The 14,427-nt window shown below is 64.7% G+C and carries 15 protein-coding genes; all 15 read left to right on the forward strand.

The window, feature by feature from the left end; genetic code table 11:
* The first annotated feature begins 2 nt into the window (after positions 1-2).
* The 15 genes from HMPREF1546_RS00305 (at position 3) to rsgA (ending at position 14,397) form a co-directional block, all read left to right on the forward strand.
* Positions 3-908: a DUF5685 family protein gene (locus HMPREF1546_RS00305; protein WP_021749894.1), complete on the forward strand. Its 906-nt coding sequence runs from the start codon at positions 3-5 to the stop codon at positions 906-908.
* Positions 905-1,564: a DnaJ domain-containing protein gene (locus tag HMPREF1546_RS00310; protein ID WP_021749895.1), complete on the forward strand. Its 660-nt coding sequence runs from the start codon at positions 905-907 to the stop codon at positions 1,562-1,564. Before HMPREF1546_RS00305 ends, HMPREF1546_RS00310 begins: the two co-directional genes overlap by 4 nt.
* 29 nt (positions 1,565-1,593) lie before the next feature.
* The gene (locus HMPREF1546_RS00315) at positions 1,594-2,475 is read left to right on the forward strand and encodes a YicC/YloC family endoribonuclease (protein ID WP_021749896.1); all 882 of its coding nucleotides are present in this window, start codon (positions 1,594-1,596) and stop codon (positions 2,473-2,475) included.
* A gap of 6 nt (positions 2,476-2,481) precedes the next feature.
* Positions 2,482-2,727 (forward strand): DUF370 domain-containing protein, encoded by a 246-nt coding sequence (locus tag HMPREF1546_RS00320; protein WP_021749897.1) that lies wholly within the window; start codon positions 2,482-2,484, stop codon positions 2,725-2,727.
* Between the two features lie 12 nt (positions 2,728-2,739).
* On the forward strand, positions 2,740-3,336 hold the full coding sequence (gene gmk / locus HMPREF1546_RS00325) for a guanylate kinase (protein ID WP_021749898.1): 597 nt from the start codon (positions 2,740-2,742) through the stop codon (positions 3,334-3,336).
* Between the two features lie 61 nt (positions 3,337-3,397).
* Positions 3,398-3,646 (forward strand): DNA-directed RNA polymerase subunit omega, encoded by a 249-nt coding sequence (rpoZ, locus tag HMPREF1546_RS00330; RefSeq protein ID WP_021749899.1) that lies wholly within the window; start codon positions 3,398-3,400, stop codon positions 3,644-3,646.
* Between the two features lie 18 nt (positions 3,647-3,664).
* Positions 3,665-6,124, forward strand: coding sequence for a primosomal protein N' (gene priA / locus HMPREF1546_RS00335; RefSeq protein WP_021749900.1), 2,460 nt, complete (start codon positions 3,665-3,667; stop codon positions 6,122-6,124).
* 28 nt (positions 6,125-6,152) lie between these two features.
* On the forward strand, positions 6,153-6,683 hold the full coding sequence (gene def, locus HMPREF1546_RS00340) for a peptide deformylase (protein ID WP_021749901.1): 531 nt from the start codon (positions 6,153-6,155) through the stop codon (positions 6,681-6,683).
* A gap of 4 nt (positions 6,684-6,687) precedes the next feature.
* Positions 6,688-7,602, forward strand: coding sequence for a methionyl-tRNA formyltransferase (gene fmt, locus HMPREF1546_RS00345; protein ID WP_021749902.1), 915 nt, complete (start codon positions 6,688-6,690; stop codon positions 7,600-7,602).
* A gap of 32 nt (positions 7,603-7,634) precedes the next feature.
* The gene (locus tag HMPREF1546_RS00350; RefSeq protein WP_021749903.1) at positions 7,635-8,378 is read left to right on the forward strand and encodes a zinc metallopeptidase; all 744 of its coding nucleotides are present in this window, start codon (positions 7,635-7,637) and stop codon (positions 8,376-8,378) included.
* Positions 8,375-9,700 carry a 16S rRNA (cytosine(967)-C(5))-methyltransferase RsmB gene (rsmB, locus tag HMPREF1546_RS00355; RefSeq protein WP_021749904.1) on the forward strand — a complete coding sequence of 442 codons (1,326 nt, stop codon included), beginning with the start codon at positions 8,375-8,377 and terminating at the stop codon, positions 9,698-9,700. The genes HMPREF1546_RS00350 and rsmB overlap by 4 nt, the downstream gene beginning before the upstream one ends.
* Positions 9,701-9,710: 10 nt before the next feature.
* Complete coding sequence (rlmN, locus tag HMPREF1546_RS00360; protein WP_021749905.1) at positions 9,711-10,754, forward strand: 23S rRNA (adenine(2503)-C(2))-methyltransferase RlmN; 1,044 nt, start codon at positions 9,711-9,713, stop codon at positions 10,752-10,754.
* Positions 10,751-11,497 carry a Stp1/IreP family PP2C-type Ser/Thr phosphatase gene (locus HMPREF1546_RS00365; RefSeq protein WP_021749906.1) on the forward strand — a complete coding sequence of 249 codons (747 nt, stop codon included), beginning with the start codon at positions 10,751-10,753 and terminating at the stop codon, positions 11,495-11,497. The genes rlmN and HMPREF1546_RS00365 overlap by 4 nt, the downstream gene beginning before the upstream one ends.
* A gap of 13 nt (positions 11,498-11,510) precedes the next feature.
* Positions 11,511-13,517: a Stk1 family PASTA domain-containing Ser/Thr kinase gene (gene pknB / locus HMPREF1546_RS00370; protein ID WP_021749907.1), complete on the forward strand. Its 2,007-nt coding sequence runs from the start codon at positions 11,511-11,513 to the stop codon at positions 13,515-13,517.
* The gene (gene rsgA / locus HMPREF1546_RS00375) at positions 13,510-14,397 is read left to right on the forward strand and encodes a ribosome small subunit-dependent GTPase A (RefSeq protein WP_021749908.1); all 888 of its coding nucleotides are present in this window, start codon (positions 13,510-13,512) and stop codon (positions 14,395-14,397) included. Before pknB ends, rsgA begins: the two co-directional genes overlap by 8 nt.
* Positions 14,398-14,427: the final 30 nt, after the last annotated feature.

A 14,427-nucleotide genomic window follows, 5' to 3' on the forward strand; every position in this document is an offset into this window, starting at 1 on the left:
CGGTGTTCGGCTATGTACGCCCCCCGCTGGAGATCCTGCCTCAGGAGGAGGCAGACCGGTTCCGGCGGGCATACTGCGGGCTGTGCCACATCTTGGGGGAGCGGTACGGCCCGGCGGCCCGGATGATCCTGAACTACGACTTCACCTATCTGGCCATCCTGCTGTCGGATCCGGAAGAAGCTGCACCCTGCCGGAGGCGGTGCGTGTCCAGCCCCGTCCGGCTCCGGGCGTACCAGCCCGCAACCGCGGCCCTGGAGCTGGCGGCGGATGAGAGCGTGATTCTGGCCTACTGGCAGCTGCGGGACGGCGTGGAGGACCACGGCCTCTGGAAGGGGTTGGGCTACCGGGTCTCCGCCGCCGCACTGCGGGGCGGCTATCGAAAGGCTGCCGCGGCCCGGCCGGAGTTTGACGGCCGGGTGCGGGAACAGCTGGCGGCTCTGAGCCGCTTGGAGGGGGAGTGTTGTCCCTCCATGGATCAGGCGGCAGATACCTTTGCCCAGCTGCTAGCGGCAGCGGCTGCCGGGGTGGAGGACCCGGTGCGGCGGCGGGTGCTGGAGCAGATGCTCTACCACCTGGGCCGGTGGGTGTATCTGATCGACGCGGCGGACGACCTGCAAAAAGACGCCGTCTCCGGGAATTATAATCCCGTGGCCCTGCGCTATGGCCTGCGGGACGGCAAATGGGACGAGGAGAGCCGCCGGGCCTTTGCCAGAACGCTGGACCACTCCATCCACATGATCGCCACGGCCTTTGAGCTGTGGGACTTCGGCGTCTGGCGCCCCCTGCTGGAGAGTACGGTGTACACCGGGCTTTTTGCCGTGGGCCGGGCCGTGCTGGAGGGCACCTTCCACAAAATGCCCCCCAGGGAACAGAGAAAGAAACACAAGAAGGCTGAGGAGACCACATGAACGATCCCTATCAGATACTGGGTGTGTCGGAGAACGCCTCCGACGAGGAGATCAAAAAAGCATATCGGGAGCTGGCCCGGAAGTACCACCCGGATAACTACCACGACAATCCGCTGGCGGATCTGGCGCAGGAGAAGATGAAAGAGATCAACGCCGCCTACGAGCAGATCACCAAGGAGCGGGCCTCCGGCAAGCGGGGGAGCGGCTCCGGCGGGGCCTCTTACGGCGCTTCCGGCTACGGCGGGTACGGCGGCTATCAGGGCTACGGCGGATATGGGGGCTCCCAGAGTTACAGCGGTCAGAGCTCCGTGCTCCAGCAGGCCCGCATCGCCATCAACACCGGCAACATCAGCCGGGCGGAGGCGCTGCTGGCCAATTACAGCGACCACAATGCGGAGTGGAACTTCCTGAAGGGGGCGGTCTGCTACCGCCGGGGCTGGCTGGACGAGGCGCTGCGGTACTACCGGACCGCCTGCCAGATGGACCCCACCAACGCCGAGTACCGGCAGGCGCTGGAGTATATGGAGGGCACGGACGACACGGCATACCGCCCCGGCGGCGGGAGTTTCGGCACCTTGTGCGGCGGAAATCCCTGTATGAGCCTGTGCTGTCTCTGGGCGCTCTGCAATGGCGGCGGCTATTGGTTCTGCTGCTGAGAGACCACAAGAGAGGAAGTAGGGATCACATGATTAAGAGCATGACCGGCTACGGCCGGGCAAGACAGGAGCTGCACAAGCGGGACATCACGGTGGAGGTCCGCTCCGTCAACAACCGGTATCTGGACTGCACCGTGAAGATGCCCCGGATGTATGCCTTTGCGGAGGACGCGGTGAAAAAGCACGTCCAGCAGGCGGTGTCCCGGGGAAAGGTGGACGTGTTCATCACCGTGGACGCCACTGCCGCGGATGTGGTCAAGGTTGCGGTGAACCGGGAGCTGGCGGCCCAGTATGCCGCCGCCCTGGGGGAGCTGTCGGACGTCTGCGGCACAGCGGACTATCGGCCCGCACCGGAGACGCTGGCCCGGTTCCCGGACGTCCTCACCGTCACGAAGGCGGATGAGGACCTGGAGACCGTCAGCGCCGACCTCTGCGCGGTCTTGGACGAGGCGCTGGCCGCGTACAATGACATGCGGGCCGTAGAGGGGCAGAAGCTGGCGGAGGACATCTCCAACCGGCTGGACGCCATTGAGCGCTACACCGGACAGGTGGAGATGCGGTCGCCGGAGACGGTGGCGGAGTACCGCGCCAAGCTCACCGCCCGGATGGAGGAGGTGCTGCAGAGCACCACCGTCGACGAGCAGCGGATCCTGATGGAGGCCGCCATCTACGCGGACAAGGTGGCTGTGGACGAGGAGACCGTCCGCCTGCGGAGCCACGTGGCCCAGCTGCGTACCATGCTGGCAAGCGACGAGCCCATGGGCCGGAAGATGGACTTCCTGATCCAGGAGGTCAACCGGGAGTCCAACACCATCGGCTCCAAGTGCAACGATGTGGCCATTGCCAATGTGGTAGTGGGGCTGAAGGCGGAAGTGGAGAAGATGCGGGAGCAGGTCCAGAATGTGGAGTGATGGAAGATGAAGCTCATCAACATCGGATTCGGCAATCTGGTCTCCGCTGACCGGCTGGTGGCTGTGGTGGGGCCGGACTCGGCCCCCATCAAGCGCATGGTGCAGGAGTCCCGGGAGCGGGGAATGCTGATCGACGCCACCTACGGCCGCAAGACCGCGTCCATTTTTATCATGGACAGCGACCACGTGGTACTGTCGGCCCTGCCGCCGGAGCGGTTCGCACCGAAGGAAGAGAGAGAGAACGAAGAATAGGAGCGTGTGTATATGAGAAAGGGGAGGACCTTTGTGGTCTCCGGCCCCTCCGGCGTGGGGAAGAGCACGGTGCTCAAGGCCCTGCTGGAGTCCCGGAAGAATCTGTATTTTTCTGTGTCGGCCACCACGCGGGACCCGCGTCCCGGAGAGCTGGACGGCATCCACTACCACTTCATGGACGTGGAGTCCTTCCGGAAGTGGATCGCCATGGACCAGTTCCTGGAGTACGCGGAGTACGTGGGGAACTTCTACGGCACACCCAAGAAGTTTGTGGACGATGCCATGGAGGCCGGGAAGGACGTGATCCTGGATATTGAGATTCAGGGCGCCATCCAGGTGTGCAGCAAGCGGCCGGACACGGTGCGCATCTTCATCGCCCCTCCCAGCTGGGCGGAGCTGGAGCGCCGCCTGACAGAGCGGGGCACCGACAGCCCCGAGAAGATCCAGAAGCGGCTGCTGCGGGCCAAAGTGGAGTTTCAGACGGCCCACACCTATGATTACTTTGTCATCAACGACACCGTGGAGAATGCGGTGGGGGAGCTGAACGCCATTATCACGGCGGAGCACTGCAAGCCCCAGGAGCGCATGGAGATCATCAGCGGACGCTGAGACGCGCACTTTGTTCATAAATAAATTTACGCCTGCAAGGCAGATAGGAAGTTGATCCATTATGATGCTGTATCCCGCAATGAACAAGCTGACCGGCTATATCCCCAACCGCTATATGCTGGTGGACGTGGTGGCCCGCCGGGCCCGGCAGATCGCCGACGAGGCGGAGGAGACTGGCGAGCATCTGACGGAGAAGCCCGTCACCCTGGCCATCCAGGAAGTGGCGGACGGCAAGCTGGACGCCAGAAATATGGACCTGACCATTGAGGAACCGGAGGATCTACAGCCGGCGGAGGAAGAGGCACAGTAACAACAGGAGGGGCGAGGCATGGAAACCGCTGAGATCGTGAAAATCGCGGTGAGCGCCGCGCCCTATTCCATTGACAAGCCCTATGACTACTTGGTTCCCCCGGAGCTGCTGGAAACGGCGGTACCCGGCGTCCGGGTCACCGTGCCCTTCGGCCGGGGCAACCGCACCAGTGAGGGCATTATTCTGGCCCGGACGCCAGGTGAAAAGATGCAGGGGCTCAAGCCCCTGCTGTCGGTCCTGGACCGAGGGCCGGTACTGGACGGCGATGGCATCGCCCTGGCATTGTGGCTGCGGCAGCGGTACTTCTGCACGCTGTTTGAAGCGGTGAAGGCCATCCTGCCCGCCGGACTCTGGTACCAGATCCGGGAGGTCTGGCATGTGGCAGAGGGCATGGACCGCTGCGCGGCCGACGGCGCGGCCACCGGCATCCGACGGGCCGCCCCGGTGCTGGACGCCTTGTTTGCCGCCGGAGGCTCCGCAGAGCTGTCAGTGCTGGAGGAGGCCTGCGGCAGGGAGGCTGGCACTGTGCTGCGGGCACTGCAGAAGGCCGGGGTCACGGTCTGCGAGACTGCGGCCCGCCGGAGGATCGGCGACAAGTCCCGTCGGATGGTGGAACTGGCCGTCAGCGCCGAGGAGGCCGCATCTCTGACGGAAAAGCGATCCTCCCCCCAGCGGCGGGAGGCGGTGCGTCTCCTGGCGGCAGAGGGGCGGATGAGCGCGGCGGAGGTATGCTACTTCACAGGCGTCTCCATGGCCGCCCTCCGGGGGATGGAGAAGGCGGGGATCGTGGCTTTTTCAGCGGAAGAGGAGCTGCGGCTGCCGGACCTGACGGCGGTGGAACCCAGCGGTCCTATCGTCCTCAATGAGGAACAGGAGGCGGCCTTTCAGTCTATCCGGACCCTGACGAAGACCGGGAAGCCGGAGGCGGTGCTGCTCCAGGGCGTCACCGGCAGCGGCAAGACCCAGGTCTATCTCCGTCTGGTTCAGGAAATACTGAGCCGGGGGAGGCGGGCCATGGTCCTGGTGCCGGAGATCGTGCTGACGCCCCAGATGATGCGGCGGTTCTCCGCCTGTTTTGGGGACCAGGTGGCCATGCTCCACAGCTCCCTGCGGATGACGGAGCGCTACGACCAGTGGAAGCGTATCCGCCGGGGCGAGGTCCAGGTGGTGCTGGGCACCCGGTCCGCCATCTTCGCCCCGCTGAAAAACGTGGGCCTGATCGTCCTGGACGAGGAGCAGGAGAGCAGCTATCAGTCGGAAAACCCGCCCCGGTATCACACCCGGGACGTGGCCAAATACCTCTGCGCCCGGGACAAGTCCACCTTGGTCCTGGGGTCTGCCACTCCGGCGGTGGAGACCGCCTGGAACGCGGAGCATGGGATCTATCACAAGGCGCTGCTGCGCCAGCGCTATAACCGGCAGGCATTGCCGGAGGTGCTGGTGGCGGACCTGAAACAGGAAATCCGGGCGGGCAACGCCGGGATGGTGGGGCAGGTCCTCCGCACTGAGCTGGAGGAAAACTTGCGGCGGGGAGAGCAGAGCATCCTGCTGCTGAACCGCCGGGGCAGCAGCAGGTATCTGCTGTGCGGGGAGTGCGGCCATGTGCCGGAGTGTCCCCGCTGCAGCGTGGCGCTGACGTATCACTCCGCCAATGGGCGGCTGATGTGCCACTACTGCGGCCACTCGGAGCGATCCAGCGACACCTGCCCCGTCTGCGGCGGCATCATGAAGCACGTGGGCACCGGCACTCAGAAGGTGGAGGAGGAGCTCCACGATCTGTTCCCAGGTACGGAGGTGCTGCGGATGGACGCAGACACCGCCGAGGGCCGTCATGAACAGCTGCTGGACAAGTTTGAGCGGGAGCAGATTCCCATCCTCCTGGGCACCCAGATGGTGGCCAAGGGGCTGGACTTTCCCCAGGTGACACTGGTGGGGGTTCTGGCTGCGGATCTGTCCCTGTATGTAGACAACTACCGGGCCGCCGAGCGGACCTTCAGCCTGCTGACCCAGGTGGTGGGCCGGGCGGGCCGGGGCGGCAGTGCCGGCCGGGCGGTGATCCAGACCTACACCCCGGAAAACGATGTGATCCAGTGCGCGGCTCGGCAGGATTACCAGGGGTTTTATGAGCGGGAGATCCGGATGCGGCAATTGCGGCGGTTTCCGCCATTTGCAGACCTCTTTACCTTCACCGTCTCCGGTACCGAGGAGGGCGCCGTCCTCCGGGCCGCCGTCGCAGTGCGGGAAGAGCTGCGCCGCCTCTGCGCCCTGCCGGAGCTGGCGGCCGGAGAACCGGAGGTGCTGGGTCCCGCCCCTGCGCCGGTGATGAAGCTGAATAACCGCTACCGCTACCGCTGCCTGCTGGTGGGAAAGAACGACAGGCCCACCCGAGAGGCGGTGAGCTGGCTGCTGAAGGCATTTGCAAACGACCGCGCCAACCGCGGGATGAATCTATTTGTGGACTGCAACTCCATGGAGTGAGCAGCGTTTTGAAGGAGGTCAAGGACTTATGGCTTTACGGAAGATCGTGGTGCAGGGAGAGGAGTGCCTGACAAAGGTGTGCCGCCCTGTGACGGAGTTCAACCCTCACCTGCACCAGTTGCTGGACGATATGCTGGAAACACTGGAGGATGCCAATGGCGCTGGGCTGGCTGCTCCCCAGGTGGGAGTGCTGCGCCGGGTGTGCGTGGTGCTGGACGAGGACTCTGAGGAGTATATCGAACTGGTGAACCCGGAGATCGTGGCTCAGAGCGGCGAGCAGACCGGGCTGGAGGGCTGCCTCAGCGTGCCCGGCAAATGGGGCATCGTCACCCGGCCGGACGTGGTCCGGGTCCGGGCCCAGGACCGGTATGGCGACTGGTTCGAGGTGGAGGGCGAGGGCCTGACGGCCCGAGCCTTCTGCCACGAGATCGAGCATCTGGACGGCCATCTGTTTGTGGAGCACATCGACCACTTCCTCTCTGATGAGGAGCTTCGGGACTATCTGGAGCAGGAGGAGCGGGAGGCCCGTGAGGCCGCAGAAGCTCAGGAAGGGGAGTGAGCCCATGCGGATCCTGTTCATGGGCACGCCGGACTTCGCCGTGGCGTCCTTGCGGCGGCTGGTGGCCGACGGCCATGAGGTCTGCGGCGTGTTCACGCAGCCGGACAAGCCCAAAAACCGGGGACATAAGCTGGTGCCAACGCCTGTAAAGGAATTTGCTTTGACAGAAAATATTCCCGTCTATCAGCCTTTGAAGATGCGGGACGGCACGGCGCTGGAGCTGGTGCAGTCCCTGGCACCGGAGCTGACGGTGGTGGCGGCCTACGGCCGCATCCTGCCGGAGGACATTCTGGAGGCGCCCAGATACGGCTCTATCAACGTCCACTCGTCTCTGCTGCCCAAGTATCGGGGGGCGGCCCCCATCAACTGGGCCATCCTGAACGGGGAGGAGACTACCGGCGTCTCCATCATGTATATGGCGAAGGAGCTGGACGCAGGGGACGTGATCCTGCAGAAGGAGACTCCCATCGGCCCGGACGAGGACGCCCAGGCCCTGACGGTGCGCCTGGCGGACCTGGGGGCAGAGGCCCTCAGCGAGGCGGTGGCGGCCATCGGAAACGGCACAGCCGCCCGGACACCCCAGGATGAGAGCCGTCAGACCTACGCCTCCATGCTGACAAAAGAGATGTCCCCCATCGACTGGACCCGCTCCGCCCGGGAGATCGACTGTCAGGTCCGGGGACTGATTCCCTGGCCCTGCGCGGCCTGCGAGCTGGCAGGGCAGCGGTTCAAGGTCTACCGCACCGCCCCCGGCGAACAGACCGGCGCGGCGCCCGGTACAGTGCTCTCCGCCGGGAAGCAGGGCATCCAGGTGGCCTGCGGCAGAGGAGAGAGCCTGTATCTCACGGAGATCCAGGCGGAGGGCGGCAAGCGCATGGCTGCGGCGTCCTATCTGCTGGGCCACCCGTTGGAGGTCTGAGCTCCGCCAGTTTCACAATTCGGGAGGTTTTTATGCCCTATTACGGTCATATCTATTACGGCTATGGCGACTTTCTTGCAAATAATCTGTACGTCCTGCTGCTGATCCCAGTGCTGCTGCTGTCCCTGTGGGCCCAGTTCCAGGTGTCCGGCAGCTTCCGGCGGTACAATGCCGTGAACAACCGGCGCCGCATCACCGGTGCCCAGGCGGCGGAAGCGGTGCTGCGGGCTCACGGGGTATTCGGTGTGCCTGTCCGGCCCTGCCGGGGAAATCTGACAGACCACTACGACCCCCGGGACAATACCATCTACCTGTCTGAGACAGTCTACAACGCCCCCACCATCGCGGCGGTGGGCGTGGCGGCCCACGAGGCGGGCCACGCTGTCCAGTACGCGGAAAACTACGGGCCTGTGCGGCTGCGCACGGCCATCATCCCCGCCACGCGGATCGGTTCCAGCCTGTCCTTCATCCTGTTGCTGGTGGGGCTGGTGCTGTACAACCAGTCTCTGTTCTTCATCGGCATCGTGCTGTTTTCCTTCACCACGCTGTTCCAGCTGGTGACGCTGCCGGTGGAGTTCAACGCCTCCGCCCGGGCCATCGCCACCATCGACGGGGCGGGCCTGCTGGATGAGGATGAGCTGCCCGGCGCCAAAAAGGTGCTGCGGGCCGCGGCGTTGACCTATGTGGCGGCGCTGCTGATGAGCCTGCTGCAGCTGATGCGGTTTGTGCTGATCTTTATCGGCCGCGGCGGCCGCGATCAGGGAGGCAGCCAATGAGGGCCCCTAATGCCCGGGACACCGCCCTGCGCGTCCTGGTGAGCTGCCGCACGGCCGGGGCCTGGGCGGATGCGGCCCTGAGGGCCCAGCTCCGCCGGGACGGCCTGTCCGGACCAGAGGCGGCGCTGTGCAGCCGCATCGTCTACGGCGTGATGCAGAACCGGCTGCTGCTGGACTTCTACCTGGGTGCCTACTGCTCCCAAAAGGTCGACCACTTGCAGCCGCCGCTGCTGGAAATTCTGCGGATTGGGGCTTATCAAATTCTGTTTCTGGATAAAATTCCCCACAGCGCCGCTGTCAATCAGGCGGTGGAGCAGGCCAAGGACAACGGCCGGGCCAAGGCAGCCGGGCTGGTGAACGCGGTGCTGCGGCAGCTCTCCCGGAACAAGGTGCACCTGCCGAGGATCCCGGACCAGGATGCACTGCACAGCATCTCCATCCGGTACAGCCATCCCAAGTGGCTGGTGAAACGCCTCCAGGCCATTCTGGGGCCGGAGACGGAAGCCTGCCTTGCGGCCGACAACGCTCCGGCGCCGCTGACGATTCAGGTGAATCCGCTGAAAGCTGCTGCGGAGGAGCTGACGGCGGAGCTGGAGGCATCCGGCGTGATTGTCCGGCCCCATCCTTGGGTGTCCGGATGCCTAGAGCTGGACCACGTCGGGGATCTGACGGCGCTGGAGCCCTTCCGAACGGGAAAATTCCTGGTCCAGGACCCGGCGGCCCGGCTGGTGTCCCAAATCGCCGGGGTGGAGCCGGGTATGCGGGTGCTGGACGTGTGCGCCGCGCCGGGAGGCAAGTCCTTCTCCGCCGCCTTTGCAATGGAGGACCAGGGGGAGATTTTGGCCTGCGACCTCCACGAGAACAAGCTGAAGCGCATCCGGGAGGGGGCGGAGCGACTGGGCCTTGCGTGCATCCAGACTACCGCCGCAGACGGCCGGACATTCCGGCCGGAGTGGGAGGCGCGGTTCGATGTGGTGCTGGTAGACGCCCCCTGCTCGGGTTTCGGCATCATCCGGAAGAAGCCGGATGTCCGGTACAAAAAGCCTGACGACCTGTTCGCCCTGCCGGTGATCCAGCGGGCGATCTTGGACAACGCCGCCCGGTACGTGAGGCCCGGCGGCACGCTGGTGTACTCCACCTGCACGATCCTGCCGGAGGAGAACGAGGGTGTATCCGACAGCTTCCTGGCAGAGCACCCGGACTTTTGCCGCACGCCCTTCTCCCTGTCCGGACCGGTGGGGGAGACCGAGGGCCAGGTGACTCTGTGGCCCCACCGCCACGGCACCGACGGCTTTTACATCTGCCGCATGACGCGGAATTGAGGAACGATCCATGACCGATTTGAAATCACTGACCCTGCCGGAGATGACGGCCTTCCTCCAGTCCCTGGGGGAGCCGGCCTTCCGGGGCAGGCAGGTGTTCACCTGGCTCCACCGGGGGGTGACGGACTTCGATGGGATGACCAATCTCTCCAAGTCCCTGCGGGAAAAGCTGAAGGAGACCTGTTTCATCACCGCCCCCCAGGTGGCCCGCAAGCAGGTGTCCCGGTTGGACGGGACCATCAAATACCTCTGGGAGCTGTCCGACGGCAACTGCATCGAGACAGTGCTCATGCAGTACCACCACGGCAACACCGTGTGCATCTCCTCCCAGGTGGGGTGCCGGATGGGGTGCGCCTTCTGTGCCTCCACCATCGCCGGCAAGGTCCGGGACCTGACCCCGGCGGAGATGCTGGACCAGGTGCTGTTCACCCAAAAAGACTCCGGCCTGCCCGTCTCCAACATCGTGCTGATGGGTATCGGCGAGCCGCTGGACAACCTGGACACGGTGCTGAAATTCCTGGAGCTGGTGAACCACCCCGACGGCATGAACATTGGGATGCGGCATATCTCCCTCTCCACCTGCGGCATCGTGCCGGGCATCCGGCGGCTGGCGGAGCTTGAACTTCAGCTGACTCTCTCTGTGTCCCTCCATGCGCCGGACAGCGAGACCCGATCCAAGATCATGCCCATCAACCGGGCCTATGACGTGGAGGAGCTGTTCCGGGCCTGCCACGACTACTTCGACAAGACCGGCCGCCGCATCTCCTTTGAGTACGCCATGATCGACGGGGTCAACGACCACGACTGGCAGGCGGACCTGATCGCCAGGAAGCTCCGGGGGATGCCGGGCCACGTGAATCTGATTCCCCTGAACGACGTGGTGGAGAGCCCCTACAAGCCCTCCCGCCGGATCGGGGCCTTTCAAAAACGGCTGGAATCCCACGGCATCACCGCCACCGTGCGGCGGAGCCTGGGTGGAGATATCGACGCCTCCTGCGGACAGCTCCGCCGGAAGGCCATGGAAGAAGCGCAGAAAGGGGAGTGTTCCCAATGAACCAAATGAACGTCTGGGGCATGACCGACATCGGCCTTGTCCGGAAGGAGAACCAGGACGCCTACGTCACGGCGCAGCACACGGCCTCCGGCCGCACGGTGGGCGTGGTGTGCGACGGCATGGGCGGCCCCGCCGGGGGCCGTGTGGCCAGCCAGATCGCCGTCTCCGTCTATCTGGAGGAGCTGGAGAAGCTCCTGACGGCGGATCAGACCCCTCAGCAGCTGCTGGAGGCATCCGCCCAGGCGGCAGCCCTGGCCAATCAGGCCATTCAGGCGGAGGCAGAGCGCCGGGAGGAATGCCGGAACATGGGCACTACCCTGGTGTCCGCCATCTCCTATGACGGCGGCGTGGTGGTCACCAACGTGGGGGACAGCCGGGCTTATCACATCACGGAGGACGGCATCACCCGCATCACCAAGGACCACTCCCTGGTGGAGAGCATGGTAGACCGGGGAGATATCACCGCTGAGGAGGCCCGCCGCCACCCCAGCCGCAATCTCATCACCCGGGCCCTGGGACCGGACATCTCCGCCGACTGTGACGGGTACATATGCCCGATGAACGCCGGGGAGTACCTGCTGCTGTGTTCCGACGGGCTGGTGAACACCGTCACCGATCAGGAGATGCTCTTCGAGGTCATCCACGGGGACGGGCCGGACACCTGCCTGGACCGGCTGCTCGCCATCGCCAAGCGCCAGGGCGCGCCGGACAATGTCACGGCCGTCCTGATGCAAAAACAGTAAAGGGGGGAGACACATGGAACACAAGGACCCGTATATTGGAAAAATGCTGGACAACCGCTATGAGATTCTGGAGCGTATCGGCACCGGGGGCATGGCGATTGTGTACAAGGCCAAGTGCCACCGGCTGAACCGCCTGGTGGCCGTCAAGATTCTCAAGAGCGACCTGGCCCAGGACGAGGACTTCCGCCGCCGGTTCAACGCAGAATCCCAGGCAGTCGCCCAACTGTCTCACCCCAACATCGTATCGGTGTACGACGTGTCCAAGGGCGGCGATATCGAGTATATCGTCATGGAGCTGATCGACGGCATCACGCTGAAGCAGTACATGGAGAAGCGGGGGCAGCTGAACTGGCGGGAGTCGCTGCACTTCATTACACAGATCATGCGGGGCCTCAGCCACGCCCACAGCCGGGGCATCGTCCACCGGGATATCAAGCCCCAGAACGTGATGGTGCTGCGGGACGGCAGCGTGAAGGTAGCCGACTTCGGCATCGCCTGCCTGGAGAACGCCGCCCAGACCCTGACCCAGGAGGCTCTGGGCTCCGTCCACTACATCTCTCCGGAGCAGGCCCGCGGGGACCGCACCGACGCCCGCAGCGACATCTATTCCGCCGGCGTGGTGCTGTATGAGATGCTCACCGGCCGCCTGCCCTTTGAGGGGGACAGCGCCGTATCCGTGGCCATCCAGCACCTGAGCTCCGTGCCCCTGGCTCCCCGGGAGGTGAATCCGGACATCCCCGAGCAGCTGGAGCTGATCTGCATGAAGGCCATGGCACCGGATCTGGAGAAGCGCTACCCCTCCGCAGACGCGATGATCGCAGATCTGGAGGCCTTTCGGAAGAACCCCGGCGTGAATCTGGACTTCGAGCTGTCCGACCTGCGGCCGGAGGAGACCGACGAGCCCACTCAGAAGCTCCGCTCCGCTGTGCCGCCCCAGCTCCACCGGCAGGGCCGGGAGCCCTCCTATGAGCGGGGACGCCGGTGGGAGGAGGATCGCTACGAGGACGAACAGCCCTCCCGCCTCAGCGGCGGCAAGAAGATCGCGTTGATCGGCGGCGGTGCCGTAGTGGTCGTGGTGGTCCTGTTCTTCCTGTTCCGGGCCATCTTCGCCTCCTTTGTCCCGGCGGCGCCGGACACCTACACCGTACCCAAGCTGGTGGGCATGACGGAGGAGCAGGCCAACGAGCAGGCCAGTGTGGCGGACGGCACCTTCCAGGTGGTGGTGGCGGGCACCGAGGCCAGCGACGCCGCCGTGGGTGAAATCATCCGCCAGGACCCGGAGCCGGACACGGAGAAGAAGGGTGAGCTGCCCATCACCATCAACGTCTGGGTCAGCGCCGGTGAGGACGTGGGCACCATGCCGGACCTGACCACCAAGCCCATGACCTATGACCAGGCCATGACCATCCTGCAGGATCTGGTGGCGGAATATGAACTGAACGTCCAGCCCTATGAGGAGACCCAGAAGGAGTACGATGACGAGCTGGCCGTTGACGTCATCAAGTCCACCACCCCAGCGGCGAATGAAGAACTCCACAAGGGGGACACCATCACCTTTGTCCTCAGCCGGGGACCCCAGACCGTGCCGCTGATCGATTTCACGAATAGGGAACGTGCCTGGGCGGAGGACCAGCTGAAGAACGTGCTGGGCCTGGAGGTCGAGGTCCATGAGGAGGCCAGCGACACTGTGGAAGCGGGTCTGGTCATCCGCCAGAACCCGACGGCTACCACGCAGGTGCCTGCCGGCAGCACAGTGGAGCTGTGGGTCAGCACCGGCCCGGAGAGCAGCGGAAATGAAGACCTGCAAATGGAACCGCTGATTATCGCCCTGCCCACAGACCGGGAGACAGCAGAAGTTCAGATCGTGGTGGACGGAGTGATCAAGGTCAACGAGTCGGTCCCCTGCCGAGATGGCAACTATGTCTATGAGCTGTACGGCACCGGAACGGTCTCCGTGGAGGTGTACGTGGACGGCGTGATGGATGTGAACAATACCCGTGAGGTGACCTTCGGTGAGTGAGGGACGGATCCGAAAGGCCCTCAGCGGCTTCTACTATGTGGACACCGGCAGCGAGGTGCTCACCTGCCGGGCCCGGGGCAAGTTTCGGAAGGAGGGCATCTCCCCTCTGGTGGGGGACCGGGTGGAGGTCCGGGAGCTGGGGAACGGCGAGGGCTTTGTGGAGGCCATCCTGCCCCGGAAGAACGCATTTTCCCGGCCGGCGGTGGCCAACATCGACCAGCTGGTGGTCATCGCCTCCGGTGCCATCCCCAAAACAGACCCGTTCCTCATTGACCGGGTGGCGGCCATCGCAGCACTGAAAGGATGCAGCGTGATGGTGCTGCTGAACAAATGCGATCTGGACTGTGCCGATGCACTGTACGCCGTTTACGCAGCCGCCGGATTTCCAACTCTGCGGGTCAGCGCGGAGACCGGGGAGGGGATCGAGGAATTGAAGCCCCTGATCGCCGGGAAGCTGTCTGCCTTTACAGGGAATTCCGGTGTGGGAAAGTCCAGCATCCTGAATGCCCTGGATCCGGCGTTTCAGCTCCAGGTGGGGGATGTGAGCCAGGCGCTGGGCCGGGGACGCCACACCACCCGGCACGTGGAGCTGTTCCACCTGAGCTGCGGGGCGGACGTTGTGGACTCCCCGGGCTTCTCCTCCTTTGAGACCGATGAGCTGAATCTGGAGCTGAAGCACCGCCTGCCGGAGACCTTTGTGGAGTTCCGGCCTTATCTGGACCAGTGCCGCTTCGTGGGGTGCAGCCACACCAAGGAGAAGGGCTGCGCCGTGCTGGAGGCGGTGCGCGCTGGCAAGATCCAACGGAGCCGCCACGCCAGCTATGTGCGCCTGTATGAGGAGCTGAAGCCCCTCCAGGACTGGCAGGAGCGGAAGAAGTGAATCGCGCGGAAGAGGCGGGCAGATGCCCGC

The organism is Oscillibacter sp. KLE 1745 (assembly GCF_000469445.2).
Classification (GTDB): domain Bacteria; phylum Bacillota; class Clostridia; order Oscillospirales; family Oscillospiraceae; genus Oscillibacter; species Oscillibacter welbionis.

Excerpts from the sequence above, each read along its gene's own strand:
- HMPREF1546_RS00310 (WP_021749895.1), top strand. The coding sequence starts at position 905 with ATGAACGATCCCTATCAGATACTGGGTGTGTCGGAGAACGCCTCCGAC.
- rlmN (WP_021749905.1), top strand. The coding sequence starts at position 9,711 with ATGACCGATTTGAAATCACTGACCCTGCCGGAGATGACGGCCTTCCTC.
- HMPREF1546_RS00320 (WP_021749897.1), top strand. The coding sequence starts at position 2,482 with ATGAAGCTCATCAACATCGGATTCGGCAATCTGGTCTCCGCTGACCGG.
- priA (WP_021749900.1), top strand. The coding sequence starts at position 3,665 with ATGGAAACCGCTGAGATCGTGAAAATCGCGGTGAGCGCCGCGCCCTAT.
- rsmB (WP_021749904.1), top strand. The coding sequence starts at position 8,375 with ATGAGGGCCCCTAATGCCCGGGACACCGCCCTGCGCGTCCTGGTGAGC.
- def (WP_021749901.1), top strand. The coding sequence starts at position 6,153 with ATGGCTTTACGGAAGATCGTGGTGCAGGGAGAGGAGTGCCTGACAAAG.
- HMPREF1546_RS00315 (WP_021749896.1), top strand. The coding sequence starts at position 1,594 with ATGATTAAGAGCATGACCGGCTACGGCCGGGCAAGACAGGAGCTGCAC.
- rpoZ (WP_021749899.1), top strand. The coding sequence starts at position 3,398 with ATGATGCTGTATCCCGCAATGAACAAGCTGACCGGCTATATCCCCAAC.
- HMPREF1546_RS00350 (WP_021749903.1), top strand. The coding sequence starts at position 7,635 with ATGCCCTATTACGGTCATATCTATTACGGCTATGGCGACTTTCTTGCA.
- HMPREF1546_RS00365 (WP_021749906.1), top strand. The coding sequence starts at position 10,751 with ATGAACCAAATGAACGTCTGGGGCATGACCGACATCGGCCTTGTCCGG.
- pknB (WP_021749907.1), top strand. The coding sequence starts at position 11,511 with ATGGAACACAAGGACCCGTATATTGGAAAAATGCTGGACAACCGCTAT.
- fmt (WP_021749902.1), top strand. The coding sequence starts at position 6,688 with ATGCGGATCCTGTTCATGGGCACGCCGGACTTCGCCGTGGCGTCCTTG.
- gmk (WP_021749898.1), top strand. The coding sequence starts at position 2,740 with ATGAGAAAGGGGAGGACCTTTGTGGTCTCCGGCCCCTCCGGCGTGGGG.